Source organism: Bradyrhizobium algeriense, assembly GCF_003062295.1.
GTDB lineage: Bacteria > Pseudomonadota > Alphaproteobacteria > Rhizobiales > Xanthobacteraceae > Bradyrhizobium > Bradyrhizobium algeriense.
Genome location: NZ_PYCN01000020.1, coordinates 23,227 through 42,151, shown reverse-complemented (window position 1 = coordinate 42,151; position 18,925 = coordinate 23,227). Strand labels below are relative to the sequence as shown.

Genomic DNA, 18,925 nt, shown 5'->3' with positions numbered 1-18,925 from the left:
GTGGGGGCCCTTTCGATTGAAAACGTATCAGGCAGCGGATTTTCCGGCGGGGCTTTGCGCGGGCATCGGATAATCGTCTTCGTTCAGCACCCAGCCCGGCTTGGCCGAAAAATCCATGCGCGGCGGGCAGAAGATGTCGACGAGAACATTGAGATTGGGATCGACGGCCTGCGAGGTGTGGATGGAGGGCGGCGGAATCACGGCGATCGAAGGCGATCCGCAGCTCTCGTGATCGTCGTCGCGCCACTGGGCCATGTCGGTCGTCCATGGCCAGCGCAGGTGATGAATGAAGGTGCCGGCCAGCGCCAGCGAGCATTGCTCGAAATCGTCATGGTGATGCGGCGACATCTTGCTCGGATCGCGCGGGCCTTTTCTCGGCTCGAGGAAATTCACCATGAAGGTCGAACAGCGGAAGATCCGGCCGAAACGGCTCGGCGTCGCCGCGACGTCGAGGCTGTAGGTGCGGATCTTCGCGCCACCGACAGCTTCCGGCCACGGCTCGAACGGCGGCAGATTGGGATGCGGCGTCGCGTAAGACGCAGCGTTAGAGCACAGAGTTGCGAGATCTTCCGATCGCGTCGTCACCATGCGCACCACCTTGGCAGCGCCGAGCAGCGTGACGGCGCTTGCGCCCGCCGGCACGAAACTGATGGAGTGACCGCCGACGACCTTGCGCTCGTTGCCCCACACGATCTCGGCGCCCGCGCCCGGGTCAGGAAGCAGCACGACATATTCGTCGGGCTGGTTGGTCCGGCTCAGCACGGCGCCCTTGTCGGCGTCGCTATAGGCGATGATGAAATTCTGGCCGCGGGCGTACCAGGTACGCGCGCCGTTTTGATTCTCAGTCGGCGGCGTTTCGTAGAATTTCGCATATTCTGCACCCGCAAAATGGGTGGCGGCGGGTTTTGCGCCGACCGGAGCGGCGGCGAGCGCTGCGCGGGGATCAGTGCTGTGATACATGTGAGCCATCCGTGGTTTGAACGAGGGTCTTGAAATCGGTCAGCGTTTGCGCCGCCGCCCGGCGCATCTGGCCCTGGTCCGACGAGATGATGAAGGCGCTGGCGCCGAGGCCGGCGAAATCCTTGGCTTCCGCCGCGCTCGCCACCATCACGCAGACCGGCTTGGCGGCTTTCTTTGCCGCCGCGATGATCCTGATAACCGCATCCTTCACGGACGCGTCGGCCGACGACTTGGCGCCAAGCGCAACGGTGAGATCGCCACGGCCGATGAAGAGCCCGTGGATTCCGTCGACGGCAGCGATGGCGTCGATGTGATCGAGCGCTTCAGGATCCTCGATCATCGCGATCGCGCAGACCGATGCATCCTGTTCATCGACAAGGGACCACATCGGGGTGCCGCCATAAGCGCCGGCGCGGGCCGAGCCGGAATAGCCGCGCCGTCCGCCGCGGTATCGCGCCGCCGCCGCAACCGCGCGCGCCTTCTCGACGGTTGCGATATGGGGCACCAGCACACCGGCGGCGCCGCAGTCCAGGCAGGACAGCATCTTGGCCGGGTCGTCCGACGACACCCGCACGATGCCGGCGAGGTTACTGGCGCGCGCGGCCAGCAACATGATGTCGGTCATCGCGCGATCGATCGGCGCGTGTTCCTCGTCGATCACGACGAAATCGTAGCCGAGCGCGCCAAAAATCTCGGTAGCATGCGTGGTCGGCGTCTTGATGAACGTGCCGACGACGGTCTGCCGCGCGGAGAAGCGGCGGCGGAATGACGAAAAGTGCGGCCTGACGACATCTCCGGACACGGCTGTTCCTCCCCGCCATCTGCTCGGGGCCGTCCTAAGAGGACGGGCACCGGCGTGGCTTGGCGAAAACCATTGCAGGGAGGGCGCCGGTGGGCCATAGCTATTCCACCGTGTTCCACCAGGTGGAATTCCAATGCCGCTTAAGTCCGACACCGTCGAAGCCGCCTCTCGCACCCTCCTGCTGCTGGAGGAGCTCAACCGCCACCGCGTCACCTCGATCGATCGCCTGCACAAGGCGACCGGGCTGCCGAAATCGACGGTAGTACGGTTGATGAAGTCGCTCTGCGCGATGGGCTATGCCGCCAACGACCGGCGGCAGGGCGGCTATGCGGTCGCCTCGCGGGTCAAATCACTGAGCAACGGCTTTCATGGCGATCCGCTGGTGGTGGAGGCCGCACGCCCCTGGGCGCTCGCCTTCACGCGACAATATCACTGGCCAATCGCCATCGCCGTCCTCGACAGGAGTTTTGTCGTGGTCCGCTTCAGCACCATTCCCGACAGCCCGGTCTCGCCGTTTCACGGCACCCTCAACACGCACCTCAGCCTGCTCGGGCGAGCGCTGGGGCGCGCCTACCTGGCATTCTGCCCCATGAGCGAGCGGTCAATGCTGCTCGACATGCTGACACGGTCGCAGGAGAGCGAAGACAAACTCGCCACGGAGCGAAAGCGGGCGTTGTCCTTGCTGGCCGCGATCCGCAAGCAAGGTTTCGCCGAACGCGACCCGATGGTGGAGCCGCGCTCGTCCAGCACGATCGCACTTCCCATCATCGTCAACCGGCGCGTGCTCGCCACCGTCGGCATGACCTATTTCACCTCGGCGCTCGACCGTGCGGACGTCGTCCAGCGCTACGTGCCTCTTGTGAAGGCGCTGGCCGACAACATCGCCGCAAGTGTTTCGTCGTTGCAGCAGTAGAGGCTGCGCTTGACCGTATCCGTCGTGAGTCGGCCTTGACGGCCCGGAGCAATTCCGAAACCCTGTCTGCCTCTTCTGGGGACTGATTTCAGTAGTCGCTTTCGCCCACGGCCAGGATCGATAGACTCCTTTCGGAAGAGGACGACGGTTACCGGAATTGGCACCACTATTGCTTGCGGGCAATGGCGTGCGAGGAGAAGGACACAGTATGATCCGCGTGTTTCTTGATCGAATCTACCTTTTCTCCGGCTATCTCGCCGGACTTTTCCTGATTGCGATTTTTGTGCTGATGCTGCTGTTGTCGGGCGGCCGGCCGCTCGGCGTCAATATTCCGGCGGGCGATGATTTCATCTCCTGGTGCATGGCAGCGACGGCCTTCCTCGGGCTCGCGCATACGTTCAAGCACGGCGAGATGATCCGCGTCGGCCTCTTGATCGACCGCCTCAACGACAACGTCCGCCACTATGTCGAGATCGCAGCGCTCCTCGTCGGCGTCGGCTTCATCGGCTTTTTCGCGTGGCATGCCGCGATCATGACCTGGCAATCCCTTAAATTTTCCGACATTTCGCAAGGCGTCATCGCGGTGCCGCTGTGGATTCCGCAGCTCGGCTACAGTGGCGGGCTCGTGATACTCTTCATCGCTTTCGTGGATGAGCTGGTCCATGTCCTGCGCGGCTTCGCGCCGCGCTACGAATTGCCGAAGCCGACGAGCGCCGAGGAGATCGTCGAACGCGCCATGCAGAGCGGGGTCTGACATGGAGCTTCTCTCCATCGCCGCGATCCTGCTCGGATTTCTTGCGCTGCTGCTCGGTGCCGGCGTCTGGATCGGCGTCGCCTTGATGGCGACGGGATGGGCCGGCATGCAATTCGCAGGCGGCGCCATTCCGGCGGGCAGCGTGCTGGCGACAACGGTGTGGGGCAACAGCGCGTCGTGGTCGCTCGCGGCCTTGCCACTCTTCATCTGGATGGGCGAAATTCTTTTCCGCACGCGATTGTCGGAGGAAATGTTCCGTGGATTTGCGCCCTGGCTGAACTGGCTGCCGGGCCGGCTCATGCACGTCAATGTGCTCGCCTGTGGCGTATTCGGTTCAGTATCGGGATCATCGGCCGCGACCTGCGCCACCGTTGCCAAGATCGCCCTGCCGGAATTGAAGAAGCGCGGCTATGATGAAAACCTGAGCCTCGGCTCTCTGGCCGGTGCGGGCACGCTCGGCATTCTCATCCCGCCGTCGATCACCATGGTGGTCTACGCCGTGCAGGCGAACGTCTCCATCATTCAGGTTTTCCTCGCCGGATTTCTGCCGGGCCTGTTGGTAATGATGCTCTATTCCGGCTACATCGCGATCTGGTCGCTCGCCAATCCGACGCGCACGCCGCCGGCCGATCCGCCCATGAGCCTTCGCAGGCGCATCGCAGAATCGCTCAATCTCATTCCTTGCCTGCTGCTGATCGTTTTCGTCTTTCTGTCGTTGCTGATGGGCTGGGCGACGGCAACGGAATGCGCGGCCTGGGGCGTGCTGGGCGCGCTCGCCATCGCATGGTGGCAAGGCGCGCTGAGCTGGGAATCGTTCTGGGCGAGCGTCATGGGCGCGACGCGGGTCAATTGCATGATCCTCTTGATCCTCGCGGGCGCCTCCTACATGGGCACGTCGATGGCCTATACCGGCATCCCATTGGCGCTCGCGAACTGGGTGAACAGCCTCCAGCTCAGTCCCTATGCGCTGATCGCGGCGCTGACCGTCATGTACATCGTGCTCGGCACGGCACTCGACGGCATTTCCATGATCGTGCTGACCACCGCCATCGTTATTCCGATGGTGAAACAGGCCGGCTTCGACCTCGTCTGGTTCGGCATTTTCCTGGTGCTGGTGGTGGAAATGGCGGAAGTCTCTCCGCCCGTCGGCTTCAATCTGTTCGTCCTGCAGACCATGAGCGGCAAGGATTCCAACACGGTCGCCAAGGCCGCCCTGCCGTTCTTCTTTTTGCTCGTTCTGGCGGTTGCCATCATCACGGTCTTTCCTGCTATCGTGATGCTGCTGCCGCGGATAGCATTCCCTGGCTAGAGAAAGGTATTGTCATGTTCAGGCTTATCAAGACGTGCGCTATGGCCGCCTGCGTGGCGGCGCTTGCCGCTCCCGCACTTGTGGTTCCAGCAGCGGCGCAGACCAAATGGAATCTCCCGGCCGCCTATCCGGCGGACAATCCGCATTCGGTGAACCTGATGGCGTTCGCCAAGGACGTCGGCGACGCCACCGGCGGCAAGCTGCAGATCACCGTGCATGCCGCCGCCTCGCTGTTCAAGGCGCCGGAAATCAAACGTGCGGTCGCCACCGGACAGGCACAGGCCGGCGAGGTCCTGATCTCGCTGCATGAGAACGAGGATCCGATGTTCGGCATCGATGTCATCCCGTTCCTGTCGACGAGTTACCCGGCAGCCAAGAAGCTATGGCTTGCCTCGAAACCCGCAATCGAAAAGAAGCTCGCATCGCAAGGCCTGATGCTCCTCTTCGCGGTGCCGTGGGGTCCGCAGGGCATTTATGCCAAGAAGGACCTTGCCACCGTTGAGGATATGAAAGGCTTGAAGTGGCGCGCCTATAATGTCGGCACCTCGCGCATCGCCGAGCTTGTCGGCGCGCAGCCTGTCACCATCCAGGCGGCAGAATTGCCGCAGGCGCTGGCTACCGGCGTTGTGAACGCGTTCATGACCTCAGGCTCGACCGGCTACGACAGCAAGGCGTGGGAAACCATGACGCATTTCTATGATACGCAGGCCTGGATTCCGAAGAACGTCACCTTCGTGAACAAGGCGGCTTTTGACGCGCTCGACAAGCCGACCCAGGACGCGATCCTCAAGGCGGCCGCGGTCGCCGAAGAGCGCGGCTGGAAACTCGCGGAAGAAAAAGCGAAGTGGTATCTCGAACAGCTTCAGGCCAACAAGATGAAGGTGCTGCCGCCGCCTCCGGCGCTGAAGACGGGCCTTGAGAAGATCGGGGAGCAGTTGACGGCCGATTGGCTCAAGAAGGCCGGCCCCGACGGTGAAGCCGTGATCGCAGCCTATAAGAAGTAAGACGATCGTTATTGCGCTCCAGTCGCGTCCGGCATTCGATTGCCGGACGCTTCACCCGGCTTCGATGCACGCTTCCATGACCCTGTCGATCTCGGCGGTCGAGAGAACCCCGATCTCGGCAATGAACACGATCCGCGCCCGCGCTACCCGGGCCGCCAGTGCCCCGGCCGGCAGCTCCCCGCCCGGCGCCAACGTCGCGCGCCCGCCGGCCAGCTGAAACACCGTCAACCGCCCCGGCTGCTCCACGGTCTCGAACAACCCCTTCGCCCGGGCGAGCTTCGGCGCCAGCCGGCCGATCGCCTGCTGCAGCCGCGGGAGCGACACCAGATGTTCCGATGTCCAGCTTAACGTCTCGAACCGATCAACTGCCGGCCGTCGCGGCCCCATCTCGCGCGGCGCCGGCACGCGGTCCGCGTCCACGGGGAACAGCAGCGCTGCGGGGACTTCACCATGCAGGGCATCGACCACCACCGCCGCCGGCCGCAGCGCCCGGACGACATCGCGCAGCTGTGCGCGACCTGCTGCGTCCACCAGGTCCACCTTGCTTAGCGCCACCACGTCCGCCGCCCGCAGCTGAGATCGCAGCAACGCGTCGTTCAACGCTTCTTCCGTTGTCGTCGCGTCCACCACGCACAGCACCGTTTCCAGCGGCGCCTCCCGCCAAATCATCGGATCCATCAGGTTGCGCACGATATCCGAGGGATCGGCGATCCCGCTGGTTTCGATCACGATGAACTCCGGCCGCGGATCACGCCGCAGCAGGGCGGCGAGCGTGCGTAAGAGATCGCCTTCCAGCGAGCAGCAGATGCAGCCGTTACTTAGGCTGACCACCCCATCGCTGGCGCCAGCGATCAGCTCCGCATCGATGTTGATCGCGCCGAAATCGTTGACCACGGCGGCGATCCGCCGCCCCTCGGCATGCGCCAGCAGGTGGTTCACGACCGTGGTCTTGCCTGCCCCGAGGAAACCGGTGACCAGCAGGATCGGGACCGGCACAATCAACTCTCGGCAACGGGCCGGCGCACCGGCCGGCCGGGCCTCGCCGCCACATCCAGCACGCCATCTGATATCAGCGGCTCGCCGCTGACCACCAGATGCCGGACGCCCTCTGACGGACGGTTCATCGCCGAGAAAGTCGCCCGGTCGGTCAGCGCTTCGAAATCGAACACGACAATGTCGGCATCCGCGCCTGGCTGCAGCCTTCCCTTGGTACGCATCGCGGGCGTGCTGTGGGAAAGGATCTCCGCCGGAATGAGTGCGCATTTGCGGACGCCTTCCAGCAGCGAAAGCGTCTTGCGCTCACGCACCCACTCGCGGATGAAACGGGTGAAGCAACCCGCCGAGCGCGGATGCGAGGTGGCGTCGTCAGGCAGCGGCCAGGCGTCGCCGGTGTAAGCGCTGCCGTCCGACAGCGTCCAGGGCATCGCGTCGGACGCGATCGCGCCGCCGGGATAGAGCACCGAAATGTCCAAGAGGTCGCGATGGTGCGGATTGTTCTCCGTATCCAGGATATGCCACAGCACCAGCGTGGAAGGCTCCTCCGCCTGCGCCGCCAGCAATTCCTTGCGGTCGCGGAAGCGCCGCCCGTCGGTCACCCGCTGCACCGAATCGTAGCCTAGTCCATTGCGCGCCTCGAATTCGGGATCGCTGAAGAAGGCCGCCGCCAGCACCGTCGAACCGGTGCCGTACGGATAGGCCTCCACCGTGATCGGCAGGCCCTGCGCCTGCGCCTTGGCCACCAGCACGGCGCAACGCTCCACGTCCGTCTTGCTGGAAGAGTTGAAGTGGCAGATGTGCATGTGCGCACCGGTGGCCCCGGCATAGCCGATCAGGCGGACATAGGCCTCGGCGGCGCTTTCCGGGTCGATGCGGGACATGTAGGCGACGTGGGTGAAGGTCGCGACATCATGCGCCGCCGCCAGTTGGCACACCGCGGTCAGCTCCTGCACGCCGGCGCCCGGGGCATAGGCGTTGAGGATGCCGATGCCGATGCCGCCCTCGTTCAGTCCAATCGCAAGACGGTCGAGGATGCCGGCCACCTCGGTATCGCTGGCCACGTTGTCGATCCAGCGACGATCGCGCATGGCATTGCCGAACGCCTCCAGCGAGCTTTCCGCGTTGGAGCCGGTCATCGCGCCGATGCGCGCAAAAGCCCAGTTGGCGGCGGCGCCATAGTTCAGCACGCGTCCCTTATCGGCCTGGCGCCGATACCAGGGTGCGACCGGCAATACGCCCGCCTCGAGGTCGAGCGTCGTCGTCACCCCATCGAACGCCTGCATGCGGTCGGCCGGGATCGACTGGCCGTGGGCGTGTAGGTCGATGAAGCCGGGCGCCACCACCAGCCCGGTCGCGTCGATCACCCGTTCGGCGCCGCCGAGCCCGGTGCCGACAGCGGAGACCCGGCCATCCACCACCACCACATCGCCAATGGCGTCCATCCCGCTCGCCGGATCCACCACCCGGCCGCCACTGATCACCAAACTACCCATATCGCCACTCTCCCGCGCTAAAACTTCAGGCTCCGGCAAGGCCGGCAGCTGCAGATACCCAGGGCCGGCTACGTGCCGGCCGTCTTTCCAATAGAGGCAGATTTTCGGGCCGACGACCACCTCCACCGATGCCGACGCATCATGCGTATCGCTCCACATATTTGGCACTCATCGCGACGGTAGCCTCTTCAGATCGATCGCCGATATTGCGGCATCGCTTCTGCAACGGGGACGGGAAGATTTGGGGCAAGCGGCCAACAGCGGGAACAACTGTAACTCCGTTACCACATTCGCGAGTTCAGTGCTGTTGTGCTCGCTGCGCTACAGACTCTGCGCAAACCATCAGCAAGTGTGCACGATGGGGGGCCACCAAAGCGGCGCGGTGGTTGCGGGCTCGTCGAGGGCTACGTGGTTTGACCTCTACGAGTCCGCACGCTCCGTTTTTCGAGCGCACGTGTGACGATCTACACGTGTGACGATCTACAGGTTCTTGGAGAGGGCGGAGGGATTGAAATGCGCAAACGTCCCGCTACGGCTACTTCAGCTGATTTCAACTTCGTCAAAGCGTATTTCGAGCTGAAGAAATTACGAGAAGACATTGAGTGCATCGAAAGATCATCAAGGCCGGCCTCAGGCCAGGCGACGGTAGCGGGTCGCGATACATCCAGGGGTGATGATCGCATTCAAGACGTTTTGCGGTCTTAGCGCACCACCTCCGGCGATGCCGGCACCTTATGCATATTGCTGCACAATTCATCTCGGCGGCATGCTAAACCGCCAGCATGTCTGAAATCTCGACAAATGAGGGGCGGCCGCTGCCGTTCGACAAACTGGCGAAGGCGATCGCGGAACGCCGGTCGCTCTATGGCCGCGCCAGCGGACTTCGCATCGATCGTGCCGAGCGCGGCGAGGCCTGGTCCAGCCTGCCCTACCAATCCGTCTTCGCCGGCGACACGGAAACCGGCGTGATCCACGGAGGCGTGGTCACCGCCATGCTCGACGAGAGTTGCGGCATGGCGGTGCAGCTGGCGCTCGACGGTAACCGCGCGATCGCGACGCTTGATCTGCGCATCGATTACCAGAGGCCGGCCAAGCCCGGTCTCGACATCAAAGCGCATTCGATCTGCTACCACGTCACGCGTTCAATCGCCTTCGTGCGCTCGACCGCCTATCAGGAGACCGAGCAGGACCCTGTCGCGACCGCCGCCGCGTGCTTCATGATCGGCGCGAACCGCACGAACATGCTGCAGGACCGGGGAGCGCATGAGGTGCCGGTCCTCGACGCGCCCGAAGACAACTCAGGCCCATTCGCCAAAAGCCCGTTTGCCCGCTGCCTCGGTATCGGCCTCGCTGAAGACGGCGTGCTGCGCATGCCTTTCTCGCCGAAGATCATCGGCAATCCGGTGCTGCCCGCCATCCACGGCGGCATCACCGGTGCCTTCCTGGAAACGACTGCGATTATCGGTGTGGCGCGCGAACTCGGCATTGCAACGCCGCCAAAGCCGATCGGCCTGACCATCAACTATCTGCGTTCGGGACGTGCCCTCGACAGCTTTGCGAATGTTTCAATCGTCCGGCAGGGCCAGCGCATCGTCGCCTTCCAGGCGCAGGCCTGGCAGGAGGATGCGGCCAAGCCGATCGCTACCGCATTCGGGCACTTCAAGCTGAGGCAGTCCGGGGAGAAGGAATAGGAAGCTGCGCTTCCGACATGCACACTCCCAAAATATCGAAAACAACCCCATGCAAAGTAGCAGCCGACCGCCGTCATTCGAAGAAGCAACTTGACACGTCGGGCAAATCAGCGGCATTCCTTCATCATCCCGCAACCTCTGAAATCCCCGTCGCCCCGCAATAGCGGGAGCGTTGGTACGATTGCGGCTTAAAATCCTCACCCACAACTGAAATTGCTCTCGCGTCGCCGCAGCGAACGATCGCCTGCACGTGGCCGAACGGCGCGCGCAGGCCCGCGCGCGGGCTTAAGGGAATCCCGACATGAACACCGCTCCGGACCTCACGACGTCAACGATAACAGCGGCAACCGACCAGATCGAAGCTGCCGAAGCCCCACGGATAAAGCTTCAGTCCCACGGCTTCGCCATCGACCATCAAGATCAGGAGCTCGGCGAACGGCTGATGGCGAACGCGCTGGGGGTCGCCGATCGCGAAGCGATGCATGGCATTATCCGACAATTGGTGAAGGCCAGCGTGAACGGCGAGAGCCCTGACGAGGTCAACCTCTCCTTCATGATTTCGATGGTGAAGAGCATCAAGCCGAGGGATTCCATCGAGGCCATGCTGGTGGCGCAGATGGTTTCGGTTCATGTGATGGCGATGCGATGTGCCCATCACCTTGCGAATGCGGACAATCTCGCCCAGCACGACAGTGCCGCGCGCGCATTGGGCAGGCTCGCCCGCACGTTTCCCGCCCAGATCGAGGCGCTCAACCGCTACCGGAGCCATGGCGAGCCCGCCATCACTGTGCAGAACGTGTCGGTGGGCGACGGCGGCAAGGCCATTGTCGGCAACGTCACGCAGCATGCGCGCGTGATCGTTTCGGACAAGAACCCGCCATCCGCGGCGCGGAATGCGCCGAAGGCCTCGGGCTCCAGGCGAAGGCGCGATTCCGCTGATGCCAAGCGGGAAGCACCGGCATGAGCGATCACGCCCGCACTATCGGTCCGATGCTGGCGAGCCGACGTTGTGGCGCCAAAACCCGTTCCGGCGGCGCGTGCCGCTCGCCGGCCGTGCACGGCAGGAAACGCTGCCGCATGCATGGCGGCGCACCGGGATCCGGCGCGCCAAAGGCGAACAAGAACGCGCGCAGGCACGGCCTGTTCACCAGGGATGCGATCGCCGAGCGAAGGCAGATTCAGGCGTTGTTGGGGGAAGCGCGGAAGCTGTTGGAAGAGATGAAGTGAGTGGCTTTCGCAGCCTCGCTCGCCACCTACGCCGCTTTCAACTTGCGGGCCTTCTTCTTCGCGCGCACTGGCAACCTGCTTTCGACTGAAAACCCGACATTCAGCGCCCGCATGATGGTGGCAATCGTTTCGAAACGCGGCTTGGCGCCCGGTGCCAGCGTCTTGTAGAGGCTTTCCCGGCCGAGACCGGACGCCTTCGCGACCTCCGCCATGCCGCGCGCCTTGGCCACGTCACCAAGCGCCTTGAGCAATACGCCGGGGTTTTCGTCGCGGGCTGCGAGCGAAAGATATTCCGCAATCGCTTCCTCACTATCGAGATAGTCAGCGACCTCGAATGGCGCGTAAGTGACCTTTGCCTTCGCGTTTGCCTTGACGTTTGCCTTGACGTTTGCCTTGGCTTTGGCCTTCTTCATCGCCCGCCCTCCTTCAATTCCCTCGCCATGCGCTTTGCCCTGGCGATATCGCGGCGCTGGCTGGACTTGTCGCCACCGCAAAGCAGCACATAGACGGCGGCACCATGACGCACGAAATAGATACGGAATCCCGGACCATGGTGGATACGCATTTCCGAGACGCCCTCGCCCACCGGCTCGCAATCCCCGAAATTGCCCAGGGAGGCTTGCGACAGCCGGTGCAGTATCCGCGCCTTGGCCTTCTGATCTTTCAAGCTATTCAGCCAATCGGAAAAGACGGATGACCGAATTCATGGCCAGATGTATCTAACTGGATACAGTTTGTCAAGAAGAAGCCGCGCACTGGCTCCATTCCGCTTTGCGCTCCGAACGCGGGCACGGTGCCGCGGCACCAAGCAGCAAGCACAGGCATGAGCGATCACATCAGAAATACCGGAGATTACGGTGACAGTGCACTCAACTGCGGGTGAGAGCTTCATGCACTGTCACCGTAATTCCATAAAGCACCTGCTAGTTGCGCCTATTCATCTGGACTAGCCACTACAAATCTTTATGGTAGTGTGAATTAGCTTATGCAACGGTGCTCTATGTCCATTAGACTTGCGCTGACGTGTCTGGCGGTATTTCAATTCTTTTCTGTTGCCGCACACGCGGCAACAATAAATGAGGCCACCGCGTCGAGTCCCTATGCAATGTTCTTGAAGATGCGGGATATTCCAGGCCCGTTGATAGAACCCGACCCAATGTCAAAGAACTATAAGCCGACCGCAGCGGAAAAAAAGGCTGCGGCCGAAGGGGAAAAGCTGTCGTTGAATCACCCAACGGTCGACATGTGTTTATACTGGGATGGGCCAGGATTCGGATTGACAGATTATCTGTTTGTTGCCGTCGGCAAGGAGCGCTCCATCCGCGATATGCTAACGAAATCAAAATATCCCGCAGAAGTTTTCGAGGCACCACTTGATGAACTAATGAGAGCGTTAGTGAGCACCTTAGTTGTACATGCCAACAAAAGAGCGCTCGAGATCTCGTCTGTTAAGAAAAGTATGTTGCCACATGAACGAAAGTTTGTGGCTGTATTAGACAAATATCGAGCCTCTAAAGGCGGTCTTCCAAAGGTGATTTCTCCGGGAGGCTGCGGAGGCGATTGGATCGCGATAGTGACAGCAAAGACCAATCCGCCAGGAGGCAGCGTCAAGGTCATGCGCGAGTTTTATTATCAGCTCTGCAAAGCGAATAGCATCAGACCCTACTCGGATGATTGCGACAAATGGGACAGGGTAACTCCAAAGACAACGTTTCCTGCAGGTATGTATCGCTACCGTGTCAAGTGGGGCAATGATCCAGAGGAATGTAGCAGAATGTATTTTCGGAGAGATAACCGCGACGGGCCCGACGAGGCCTCGGTCAATGTGATTTCGAAATCGGGAGGTGGGTGCAATTAATGTCCGGCCTTGATAGATTTTGGCAATTACTTCACGAATATAGCAAGTTATCATTATGGGCCGCCGGCGGTTCGATAGTCATTCCGTTCGTCGCGTCATTTCTTTCGATCATTCCACCTTGGCCGACAGGATTGAACATCATCACCTCGGTAATTCAGCTCGCGTCGCTCGCTATCTCATACCAATCAGCTTCAAACAAAGCCGGGAAGGTCGCCTTCAACATGAAGATCCTGGGTGCAGTGGGTTTCGCTCTGGTTCTCGTATACATGTTCTTATTCACTACCTTCACCATTTTCGTGCCACAGGCGCAACGTTCTATCGTAATTGGGTACGAATGCCTCCCCGACGCGTTGAAAGTGTTCAACGGTCGATCATGTTTGTCGCTAAACGTCGATGACTTGGCTACCGTCGCATTCGATGAGTTTCTGATTTGGACAAAAACGTCCGTAGCTGTCATCCGAGCAGTACTCGTCGGCGTGTGGCTCAGCCTCTTTGTTGTAATAGCGTCCTTGCTCGGTCAGTTCCTAGCCTATCAGATGAAGTTGAAAGTGGGACCAAGGTAGACCTGCTTCTTAGAAAGAAGCCCCTTAAGCGCTCCGAGCCTCGCACTTATATCGTTGGTTCGACAGTGTTCATTGTTCGCCCCGGCGAATGTTCGCCAAGCTCGCTGTTTGTCATCGTCAATTGACTTGACCGCTATCGCGATAACAACCGGCGACTTCTCATCTTCATTGGCTGCTGGAGCCGTTAACATCATCGTATGGATTACGGTGACAGTGCGCTCAACTGCGGTGATGAGAGTTCCCAGTACTGTCACCGCAATTCCGAGCGATGCCTGATAAACGGCACTCTCAAGATGTTCTCAGGGCCGCTTTCTCGCCCCCTGTCGGCGGCGCGATGCGCAGGATTGTCGCCCATGTGGCACCGGGCCGCCGCTATGGCCCCACGATTTCGCCATACGCATCGTGTTGTTGGCCCGCACGACCCTTCCCGTCAGGCTAGCCTTCGGAAACATGGACATGGGCGGTGATTTCATTGGCCGCTGGCGTGCGGGTAGCGGCAGGAGAACGGCACGGCAAGCGAAACCCGGACAGTGCAGCGCGACGGTGCTTGCTTGCGGCTCATTGCTGCTCTCGTGTGTCATCGTCGCTGGCATGGCGACGCAAACGGCATTGGCGGAAATAGCCGCGCCGGCCGCGACACGCGTCGCTGCCAACGAAAAAGAGCAGGGTGGGCCTGGCGTCGCGCAGGCATCCCACACGCAGAAGTCGGAACCCGAAACAGTCCTGCGACAGCCTGAGGTGCAGAAGCCAGCACCTGAGGTGCAGAAGCCAGCGCCGGAAGCTGCCGTTCAAATGCCGGAAGCACGGAAATCGAGCCACGAGGCCAAGGATTTACCCAAGAATTTACCTGTACCACAGCTGGTCTTGCCGGGCGATCTGGCGAAGAAGATCGGCCAGAAGATCTGGCTGAATGAAACAGGCGGAAAAATTGATGCGATCACGTCATGGAGTGCGAACGAGGAATTCGCTTCCTTAGGGATCGGTCATTTCATCTGGTTTCCTGTCGGCAAATGGCTGCCATTCGAGGAGAGCTTTCCGGCCCTGCTCGAATTCATGCGCAAGAAGAACGTGCGTTTGCCCGCCTGGCTGGACCAGCCGCAAATTCCGGCCAACCCGTGGACAAGCCGGGCCGAGTTCAGGAAGAACGCCAATTCACCGCAGATGAAGGAGTTGAAGCAGTTTCTGCTCGACACCGTGGCGGAGCAGACGCAATTCATGGTGGAGCGGGCGCAAGGTGCGATGGAGAAGATCCTCAAGACGACGCCCGACGGCGCGGAGCGCGAACATATCGTCATCCAGTTCACGCGCGTCGTTCGCGCCTCCGAGAATTTTTATCCGCTGATCGACTACATCAACTTCAAGGGCGAGGGCACCAACCCGAACGAAGCCGCCATGAACAGGGAGACCGGGCGGCGGCAGGGTTGGGGTCTCAAGCAGGTGCTGCTCAAGATGAACGGCGTGACCGGCGATCCGAAGGCCGTGCGCGCCGAATTCGCCGATGCAGCGCAGTTCGTCCTGCAGCAGAGGGTTCGCAACCTTCCATCCAACCGTGTCTTCGAGGTCGGCTGGCTGCGCCGCATCGCGACCTACCACCGCCCGATCGCGGATCCGGAATCGAGCCCCAAACAGGCTCCGAGGAAATCGTTGCGAGTGACGGCGGCTCAATAGCTTTCCTATGAAGGGGACAGTTGCCGTTTTTGCGTATGCGTGAGGCTGCTTGTCCCGCGAGGTTCGTCAGGCAATCGCGGGTTGCGCCTCGCTGACGTCAGCCTTTGGCCCTCTTCGCCATCACCTTCTCATAGGCCGCCTGCAGCTGCACTCAACTCCAGTGAGAGTTTCGTGCTCACCGTAATTCTGTCACCGTAATTCATTTACTCAAAGTAGTAATTTACTTAAACGGGTGTGCGTGATATGGTTCCCGTTCGGCGATTGCCGCCATCAGCCCGTCTCTAATAATTTTCAAATAAGAAATTCGCTCCCAAGTGCTCCAGCAGGGCTGGCGGACCTATGAGGAAATCATAGCCAAGGAGGATTTTCAGATGAACTCTTGCTCCAAAAAATCAGTGGCTCGCTCGCTCCATTCTAAAACTGTCTCGATCCTCTGTGGGATCCTTTTAACTCCGCTCGCCAACGTTGCCGTCGCCGCCGAGGCGAAGGATGTTGTGCTCCAGATCATGGGCGAAGCAATCCCTCAGCTCCAAAATACAATGGCGTCGATGAGCCAGGGTTGCTCAGGCGGCTCCGGCGGGGTTCCCCCGTTGAACTGGCAATCCAGGCAGGCTCCCGGTAATTCGGCAGTGAATACATTAGGCAACGCAAGAGTGGCTTTGGCAGCTGCCCAGACATCGGATGCTGGTGCTATGCAACAGGTCAAGCAACAGATCAATTCTGGTCTGAGTCAGTGGGACACATTAATCAGCAGTCTGGAAAGGAGTTGTTCTGGGGGCTCGGGCGGGGAGAATCCCGTGAACTACGGCAGCTATGTGCAGTTTAGAAATCAGCTGAAGGCTGAACTGCAGACGGCGATGCGCTTTTTATAAGGCTAAAGGATCGTTTCGTCCCGCCGCGGCTGCCGCGCTGGATCGACAGCCGCGGGGGGCGGTAAACGATGTGATTGCCCTATCCGGTATCTACCTGCGAACAGATTCATCGCTATCATCGAAGATCCGCCCGCCCAGTTCGACGATCAGCGTGTCTTTGCCCATTACGGTGACAGTGCACTCAACTCCAGTGAGAGTTTCGTGCACTGTCACCGTAATTGCTTCGTAGTTGCTTGGAGCCGCGCAAAAAGTCTCTTTGCTTCCAAGCGACTAACACGTGTGGAGACGGTCAGCGCGTGGCGCCCCGTGCCCCGACATCACCAGCCCGCGCGGCCAAAGCATCTCGCGATTGGCCTTTTTTTGTGCTACCTTTGGCTGCCGTTTTGGCTTTGTAACAACCAGACAAATTTGAGGGCGGGGCATTCAAATGGCCGAGGGAATAGTTTTCACACTTAGATTGTCGTCCGATGATTGGGATTCTGGACTTTCGGCATGGCGCTGCCCAGCTTTTGACATCCCCAGTTCGTTTATCAAGGACGCTTATGACCCCAAGGGTCAGCCTATTGCAATGACGTTACTCAAGATAGACAAGGGGCCTGCGCGAGTGACATGGAGGGGGCCGAACCGGCCAGCACAGATTGCGCTCGTAGTGGGATTGGGTGAGCAACTATCGCCTGCTACTGAAGAGGCTTTCTGGAAACGACTTGCAATTGTCGTTCCTATAATAACCGCTTTGATCGGCGCCTTCGTGACCTACGTATCGGGGCCTATAGCGCCCGGCCCTTCTTACGCTCTGCGGCTGAACGTCTATCCAAATGACGTCGACAAGTCAGGCCTGCCACCGGCAAAGATTAAGGTGAACGGTGAAGAACTTAGTCAACCTATCAAATACAAGATTGTATCCGATGTGACAGCAGACGTTGATGTCAATCGAACATACCAATTAGCGCGGACCTTGAAAGAGAATGCAGTCACTACCGTCGCGGAGCTAAATGCAGCCACGCAGCAAGTTACCGAATTCACCGGCCGCGTCAGTGGTAACATCTGTAGCGGTGGCGGCAGCGGTGTTGCTTCACCCTTGAGCGGCAGTATTGCCGCACAGGGTTCGGGCATTTCCCAAAAACTCAAGGGCATTAGTTCAGGACTTCAGGCAACACTTGCAACCGTCTCCCAATAATCCACAACCGTCTCCCAATAATCCACACGCGCTTTGACCGAAAGAAACTGCCGATGCGGCGATCGCTAAATTGTTAGGTCGAACTTGCTCTCCTGATTACTGATTACGGTGACAGTGCACTCAAACTCCGGGCAAGAATTTTATGCACTGTCACCGTAATACTTATCCGGAATAACGTTCATTTTCGTCACGCGGTTTTGTGCCGTTTAAGTTTTCATCGATTTGGCAGTTTGCTAGGGTTTCGCAAAAATTGATAGCGCCAAAAGACACTAAATCGGCGGAGCGGCGAACCTAACAGTGTAGCGCGATCAGGAGATCATCTTCTCGTGGGGACCGAAATTCGACTGACTATAGGCCACGTTTCGCTGGACTATGCAAAAAATGACATGGGGAACGACTATGGCTTTCTGTTCCAAGTTGGCGATCTCACTCGACGCCGGTCGGATGCCATCAACTATGATTACTATAAGGACAATCCAGAAGAGGAGAACGATCTCGCTGCGCATGAAGCCGCGTTCGCGCGCCCCCTGAAGCGCGTGTTACCGAGACTTCAACTGCTCGGCTATACGCTTGATAAAGCCCGACAAGAGTATCAAGCGCTAGTCGATTCCACGATGGAAATGATTGATGATGATGCGCCAGAAGAGGCGGCATCCCTTCTGACATTTGAGGAATTTTGTTCCCTTGCATGCCGATATCCGCTCTCGACCCTTGCATCTGATTATATTGACTTCGACGCACCTGAGCGCGCGGTAGTCGCTCAAGGTCGGCTAGCGAATGACAAGGACAATATTGAGCGTCTCCCCTGGGCCGGCGGTTCGGATTTATATTGGTCGGAAGCCAGCTATTTGTCGGATAGATTGTGCATTCTCAGTGCGCCGGCGATGCTGCAAGTTTCGGCACAAATCCAGCAAATGCCGAAGTCGAGGTTATTTGGGAATTTGGCCCACTTGTGCACGCAGGCTGGGCCTCCCAAGAGGACTTCCAGCCCGGGGCAACGCGAGCTCAAGCAATTTTGGTTGCCACCGAAGGCGCCTCGGATGCCCGCATCGTAAGCCGCGCACTCGAAATCCTCCGGTCGGATGTCGCTGACTTCTTCCGCTTTATTGATGTTGAAGAGCGGCATCATTTTTGGGGCACCGGCAATCTAGTGAAGTTCGCGGAAGGTCTTCTTCGCATCGACATACAGAACCAGGTGCTCTTCCTGCTCGATAACGACGCTGAGGGAGTTGATGCCTACCGAAAACTTCAGCTCTTGAATCTTTCCAGCAATATGCGCTCGATGCTCCTGCCAGATATGGACGAGTTTCGAAATTTCCCTGCGCTTGGTCCCGAAGGCGTGAGCGCTTGCGACATCAACGGGCGCGCGGCCGCAATTGAGTGTTACTTAGATCTGAATCTCAGCGGGTACCCGCCAGCGCAGGTGGTATGGAGCAATTACAAGAAGGAAATCGACGCCTGGCAGGGAGCGTTAGAACACAAGGAGTCCTACATGCGGCACTTCCTGGAGCAGACCGGCGGTGGCGCACCGAAAGGGTATGATCTGTCTAAGCTCGCAGAGCTATTGGACGCGCTTATCGCTGAAGCAGGCGAGTTAAGGGAATCGCTGTAAAGTTGGAAATACGGTGCACTCAAACT

General features: G+C 59.9%; 19 protein-coding genes and 1 pseudogene. 14 read left to right on the top strand and 6 right to left on the bottom strand.

Annotated elements, in window-relative coordinates:
* Nucleotides 1-27: 27 nt before the first annotated feature.
* On the bottom strand, nucleotides 28-960 hold the full coding sequence (locus C7G61_RS29395; protein WP_108520346.1) for a cupin domain-containing protein: 933 nt from the start codon (nucleotides 958-960) through the stop codon (nucleotides 28-30).
* Entirely contained in the window at nucleotides 944-1,762 is an 819-nt protein-coding gene (locus tag C7G61_RS29390; protein ID WP_108520344.1) for an HpcH/HpaI aldolase family protein, read from the bottom strand. Before C7G61_RS29390 ends, C7G61_RS29395 begins: the two co-directional genes overlap by 17 nt.
* Nucleotides 1,763-1,895: 133 nt before the next feature.
* Between C7G61_RS29390 and C7G61_RS29385 the strand changes: the two genes are divergently transcribed.
* The 4 genes from C7G61_RS29385 (at nucleotide 1,896) to C7G61_RS29370 (ending at nucleotide 5,742) form a co-directional block, all read left to right on the top strand.
* Nucleotides 1,896-2,675, top strand: coding sequence for a DNA-binding transcriptional regulator (locus C7G61_RS29385; RefSeq protein ID WP_108520342.1), 780 nt, complete (start codon nucleotides 1,896-1,898; stop codon nucleotides 2,673-2,675).
* A gap of 208 nt (nucleotides 2,676-2,883) precedes the next feature.
* Nucleotides 2,884-3,429, top strand: coding sequence for a TRAP transporter small permease (locus C7G61_RS29380; RefSeq protein WP_108520340.1), 546 nt, complete (start codon nucleotides 2,884-2,886; stop codon nucleotides 3,427-3,429).
* Nucleotide 3,430: 1 nt separating this feature from the next.
* A complete protein-coding gene (locus C7G61_RS29375; RefSeq protein ID WP_108520338.1) occupies nucleotides 3,431-4,738 on the top strand; it encodes a TRAP transporter large permease in 1,308 nt (435 codons plus the stop codon).
* 41 nt (nucleotides 4,739-4,779) lie between these two features.
* Nucleotides 4,780-5,742, top strand: coding sequence for a TRAP transporter substrate-binding protein (locus C7G61_RS29370; protein ID WP_108520536.1), 963 nt, complete (start codon nucleotides 4,780-4,782; stop codon nucleotides 5,740-5,742).
* A gap of 51 nt (nucleotides 5,743-5,793) precedes the next feature.
* Here the strand turns inward: C7G61_RS29370 and C7G61_RS29365 are convergent, their stop codons facing one another.
* Together C7G61_RS29365 and C7G61_RS29360 are read right to left on the bottom strand one after the other, a co-directional pair.
* Complete coding sequence (locus C7G61_RS29365) at nucleotides 5,794-6,738, bottom strand: CobW family GTP-binding protein (protein WP_108520335.1); 945 nt, start codon at nucleotides 6,736-6,738, stop codon at nucleotides 5,794-5,796.
* Between the two features lie 2 nt (nucleotides 6,739-6,740).
* Complete coding sequence (locus C7G61_RS29360; protein ID WP_190242018.1) at nucleotides 6,741-8,231, bottom strand: amidohydrolase family protein; 1,491 nt, start codon at nucleotides 8,229-8,231, stop codon at nucleotides 6,741-6,743.
* A gap of 782 nt (nucleotides 8,232-9,013) precedes the next feature.
* On the opposite strand from C7G61_RS29360, the gene C7G61_RS29355 reads away from it, so the two are divergent.
* The 3 genes from C7G61_RS29355 to C7G61_RS29345 all read left to right on the top strand — a co-directional run bounded on the left by C7G61_RS29355 (nucleotide 9,014) and on the right by C7G61_RS29345 (nucleotide 11,149).
* Nucleotides 9,014-9,922: a hotdog domain-containing protein gene (locus tag C7G61_RS29355; RefSeq protein ID WP_108520331.1), complete on the top strand. Its 909-nt coding sequence runs from the start codon at nucleotides 9,014-9,016 to the stop codon at nucleotides 9,920-9,922.
* A gap of 301 nt (nucleotides 9,923-10,223) precedes the next feature.
* Nucleotides 10,224-10,886: a hypothetical protein gene (locus C7G61_RS29350; protein ID WP_108520329.1), complete on the top strand. Its 663-nt coding sequence runs from the start codon at nucleotides 10,224-10,226 to the stop codon at nucleotides 10,884-10,886.
* On the top strand, nucleotides 10,883-11,149 hold the full coding sequence (locus C7G61_RS29345) for an HGGxSTG domain-containing protein (RefSeq protein ID WP_108520327.1): 267 nt from the start codon (nucleotides 10,883-10,885) through the stop codon (nucleotides 11,147-11,149). Before C7G61_RS29350 ends, C7G61_RS29345 begins: the two co-directional genes overlap by 4 nt.
* A gap of 26 nt (nucleotides 11,150-11,175) precedes the next feature.
* Here the strand turns inward: C7G61_RS29345 and C7G61_RS29340 are convergent, their stop codons facing one another.
* The gene (locus C7G61_RS29340) at nucleotides 11,176-11,562 is read right to left on the bottom strand and encodes an addiction module antidote protein (protein ID WP_108520325.1); all 387 of its coding nucleotides are present in this window, start codon (nucleotides 11,560-11,562) and stop codon (nucleotides 11,176-11,178) included.
* Nucleotides 11,559-11,852, bottom strand: a complete 294-nt coding sequence (locus C7G61_RS29335; RefSeq protein ID WP_108520323.1) for a type II toxin-antitoxin system RelE/ParE family toxin — start codon at nucleotides 11,850-11,852, stop codon at nucleotides 11,559-11,561. The genes C7G61_RS29340 and C7G61_RS29335 overlap by 4 nt, the downstream gene beginning before the upstream one ends.
* 297 nt (nucleotides 11,853-12,149) lie before the next feature.
* Between C7G61_RS29335 and C7G61_RS29330 the strand changes: the two genes are divergently transcribed.
* From C7G61_RS29330 to C7G61_RS45550, 7 genes and pseudogenes are all read left to right on the top strand, one after another.
* Complete coding sequence (locus tag C7G61_RS29330) at nucleotides 12,150-13,007, top strand: hypothetical protein (RefSeq protein WP_145963704.1); 858 nt, start codon at nucleotides 12,150-12,152, stop codon at nucleotides 13,005-13,007.
* Nucleotides 13,007-13,570 (top strand): hypothetical protein, encoded by a 564-nt coding sequence (locus C7G61_RS29325; protein ID WP_108520318.1) that lies wholly within the window; start codon nucleotides 13,007-13,009, stop codon nucleotides 13,568-13,570. The genes C7G61_RS29330 and C7G61_RS29325 overlap by 1 nt, the downstream gene beginning before the upstream one ends.
* Nucleotides 13,571-14,026: 456 nt before the next feature.
* Nucleotides 14,027-15,238 carry a hypothetical protein gene (locus tag C7G61_RS29320; RefSeq protein WP_108520316.1) on the top strand — a complete coding sequence of 404 codons (1,212 nt, stop codon included), beginning with the start codon at nucleotides 14,027-14,029 and terminating at the stop codon, nucleotides 15,236-15,238.
* Between the two features lie 314 nt (nucleotides 15,239-15,552).
* Nucleotides 15,553-16,110, top strand: coding sequence for a hypothetical protein (locus tag C7G61_RS29315; RefSeq protein ID WP_108520314.1), 558 nt, complete (start codon nucleotides 15,553-15,555; stop codon nucleotides 16,108-16,110).
* A gap of 427 nt (nucleotides 16,111-16,537) precedes the next feature.
* Nucleotides 16,538-17,287, top strand: a complete 750-nt coding sequence (locus C7G61_RS29310) for a hypothetical protein (protein WP_108520312.1) — start codon at nucleotides 16,538-16,540, stop codon at nucleotides 17,285-17,287.
* A gap of 386 nt (nucleotides 17,288-17,673) precedes the next feature.
* Nucleotides 17,674-18,236, top strand: a pseudogene (locus C7G61_RS45555) (HEPN/Toprim-associated domain-containing protein); the annotation flags it as partial.
* A 66-nt stretch (nucleotides 18,237-18,302) separates the two neighbouring features.
* On the top strand, nucleotides 18,303-18,899 hold the full coding sequence (locus C7G61_RS45550; protein WP_108520308.1) for a hypothetical protein: 597 nt from the start codon (nucleotides 18,303-18,305) through the stop codon (nucleotides 18,897-18,899).
* Nucleotides 18,900-18,925 lie beyond the last annotated feature (26 nt).

Bases quoted from the DNA above. Each gene is read 5' to 3' on its own strand.
- C7G61_RS29345 (WP_108520327.1), top strand. From the start codon at position 10,883: ATGAGCGATCACGCCCGCACTATCGGTCCGATGCTGGCGAGCCGACGT.
- C7G61_RS29360 (WP_190242018.1), bottom strand. From the start codon at position 8,231: ATGGGTAGTTTGGTGATCAGTGGCGGCCGGGTGGTGGATCCGGCGAGC.
- C7G61_RS29375 (WP_108520338.1), top strand. From the start codon at position 3,431: ATGGAGCTTCTCTCCATCGCCGCGATCCTGCTCGGATTTCTTGCGCTG.
- C7G61_RS29320 (WP_108520316.1), top strand. From the start codon at position 14,027: ATGGGCGGTGATTTCATTGGCCGCTGGCGTGCGGGTAGCGGCAGGAGA.
- C7G61_RS29385 (WP_108520342.1), top strand. From the start codon at position 1,896: ATGCCGCTTAAGTCCGACACCGTCGAAGCCGCCTCTCGCACCCTCCTG.
- C7G61_RS29350 (WP_108520329.1), top strand. From the start codon at position 10,224: ATGAACACCGCTCCGGACCTCACGACGTCAACGATAACAGCGGCAACC.
- C7G61_RS29380 (WP_108520340.1), top strand. From the start codon at position 2,884: ATGATCCGCGTGTTTCTTGATCGAATCTACCTTTTCTCCGGCTATCTC.
- C7G61_RS29340 (WP_108520325.1), bottom strand. From the start codon at position 11,562: ATGAAGAAGGCCAAAGCCAAGGCAAACGTCAAGGCAAACGTCAAGGCA.
- C7G61_RS29370 (WP_108520536.1), top strand. From the start codon at position 4,780: ATGGCCGCCTGCGTGGCGGCGCTTGCCGCTCCCGCACTTGTGGTTCCA.
- C7G61_RS29325 (WP_108520318.1), top strand. From the start codon at position 13,007: ATGTCCGGCCTTGATAGATTTTGGCAATTACTTCACGAATATAGCAAG.
- C7G61_RS29355 (WP_108520331.1), top strand. From the start codon at position 9,014: ATGTCTGAAATCTCGACAAATGAGGGGCGGCCGCTGCCGTTCGACAAA.
- C7G61_RS29330 (WP_145963704.1), top strand. From the start codon at position 12,150: ATGTCCATTAGACTTGCGCTGACGTGTCTGGCGGTATTTCAATTCTTT.
- C7G61_RS29310 (WP_108520312.1), top strand. From the start codon at position 16,538: ATGGCCGAGGGAATAGTTTTCACACTTAGATTGTCGTCCGATGATTGG.
- C7G61_RS29395 (WP_108520346.1), bottom strand. From the start codon at position 960: ATGTATCACAGCACTGATCCCCGCGCAGCGCTCGCCGCCGCTCCGGTC.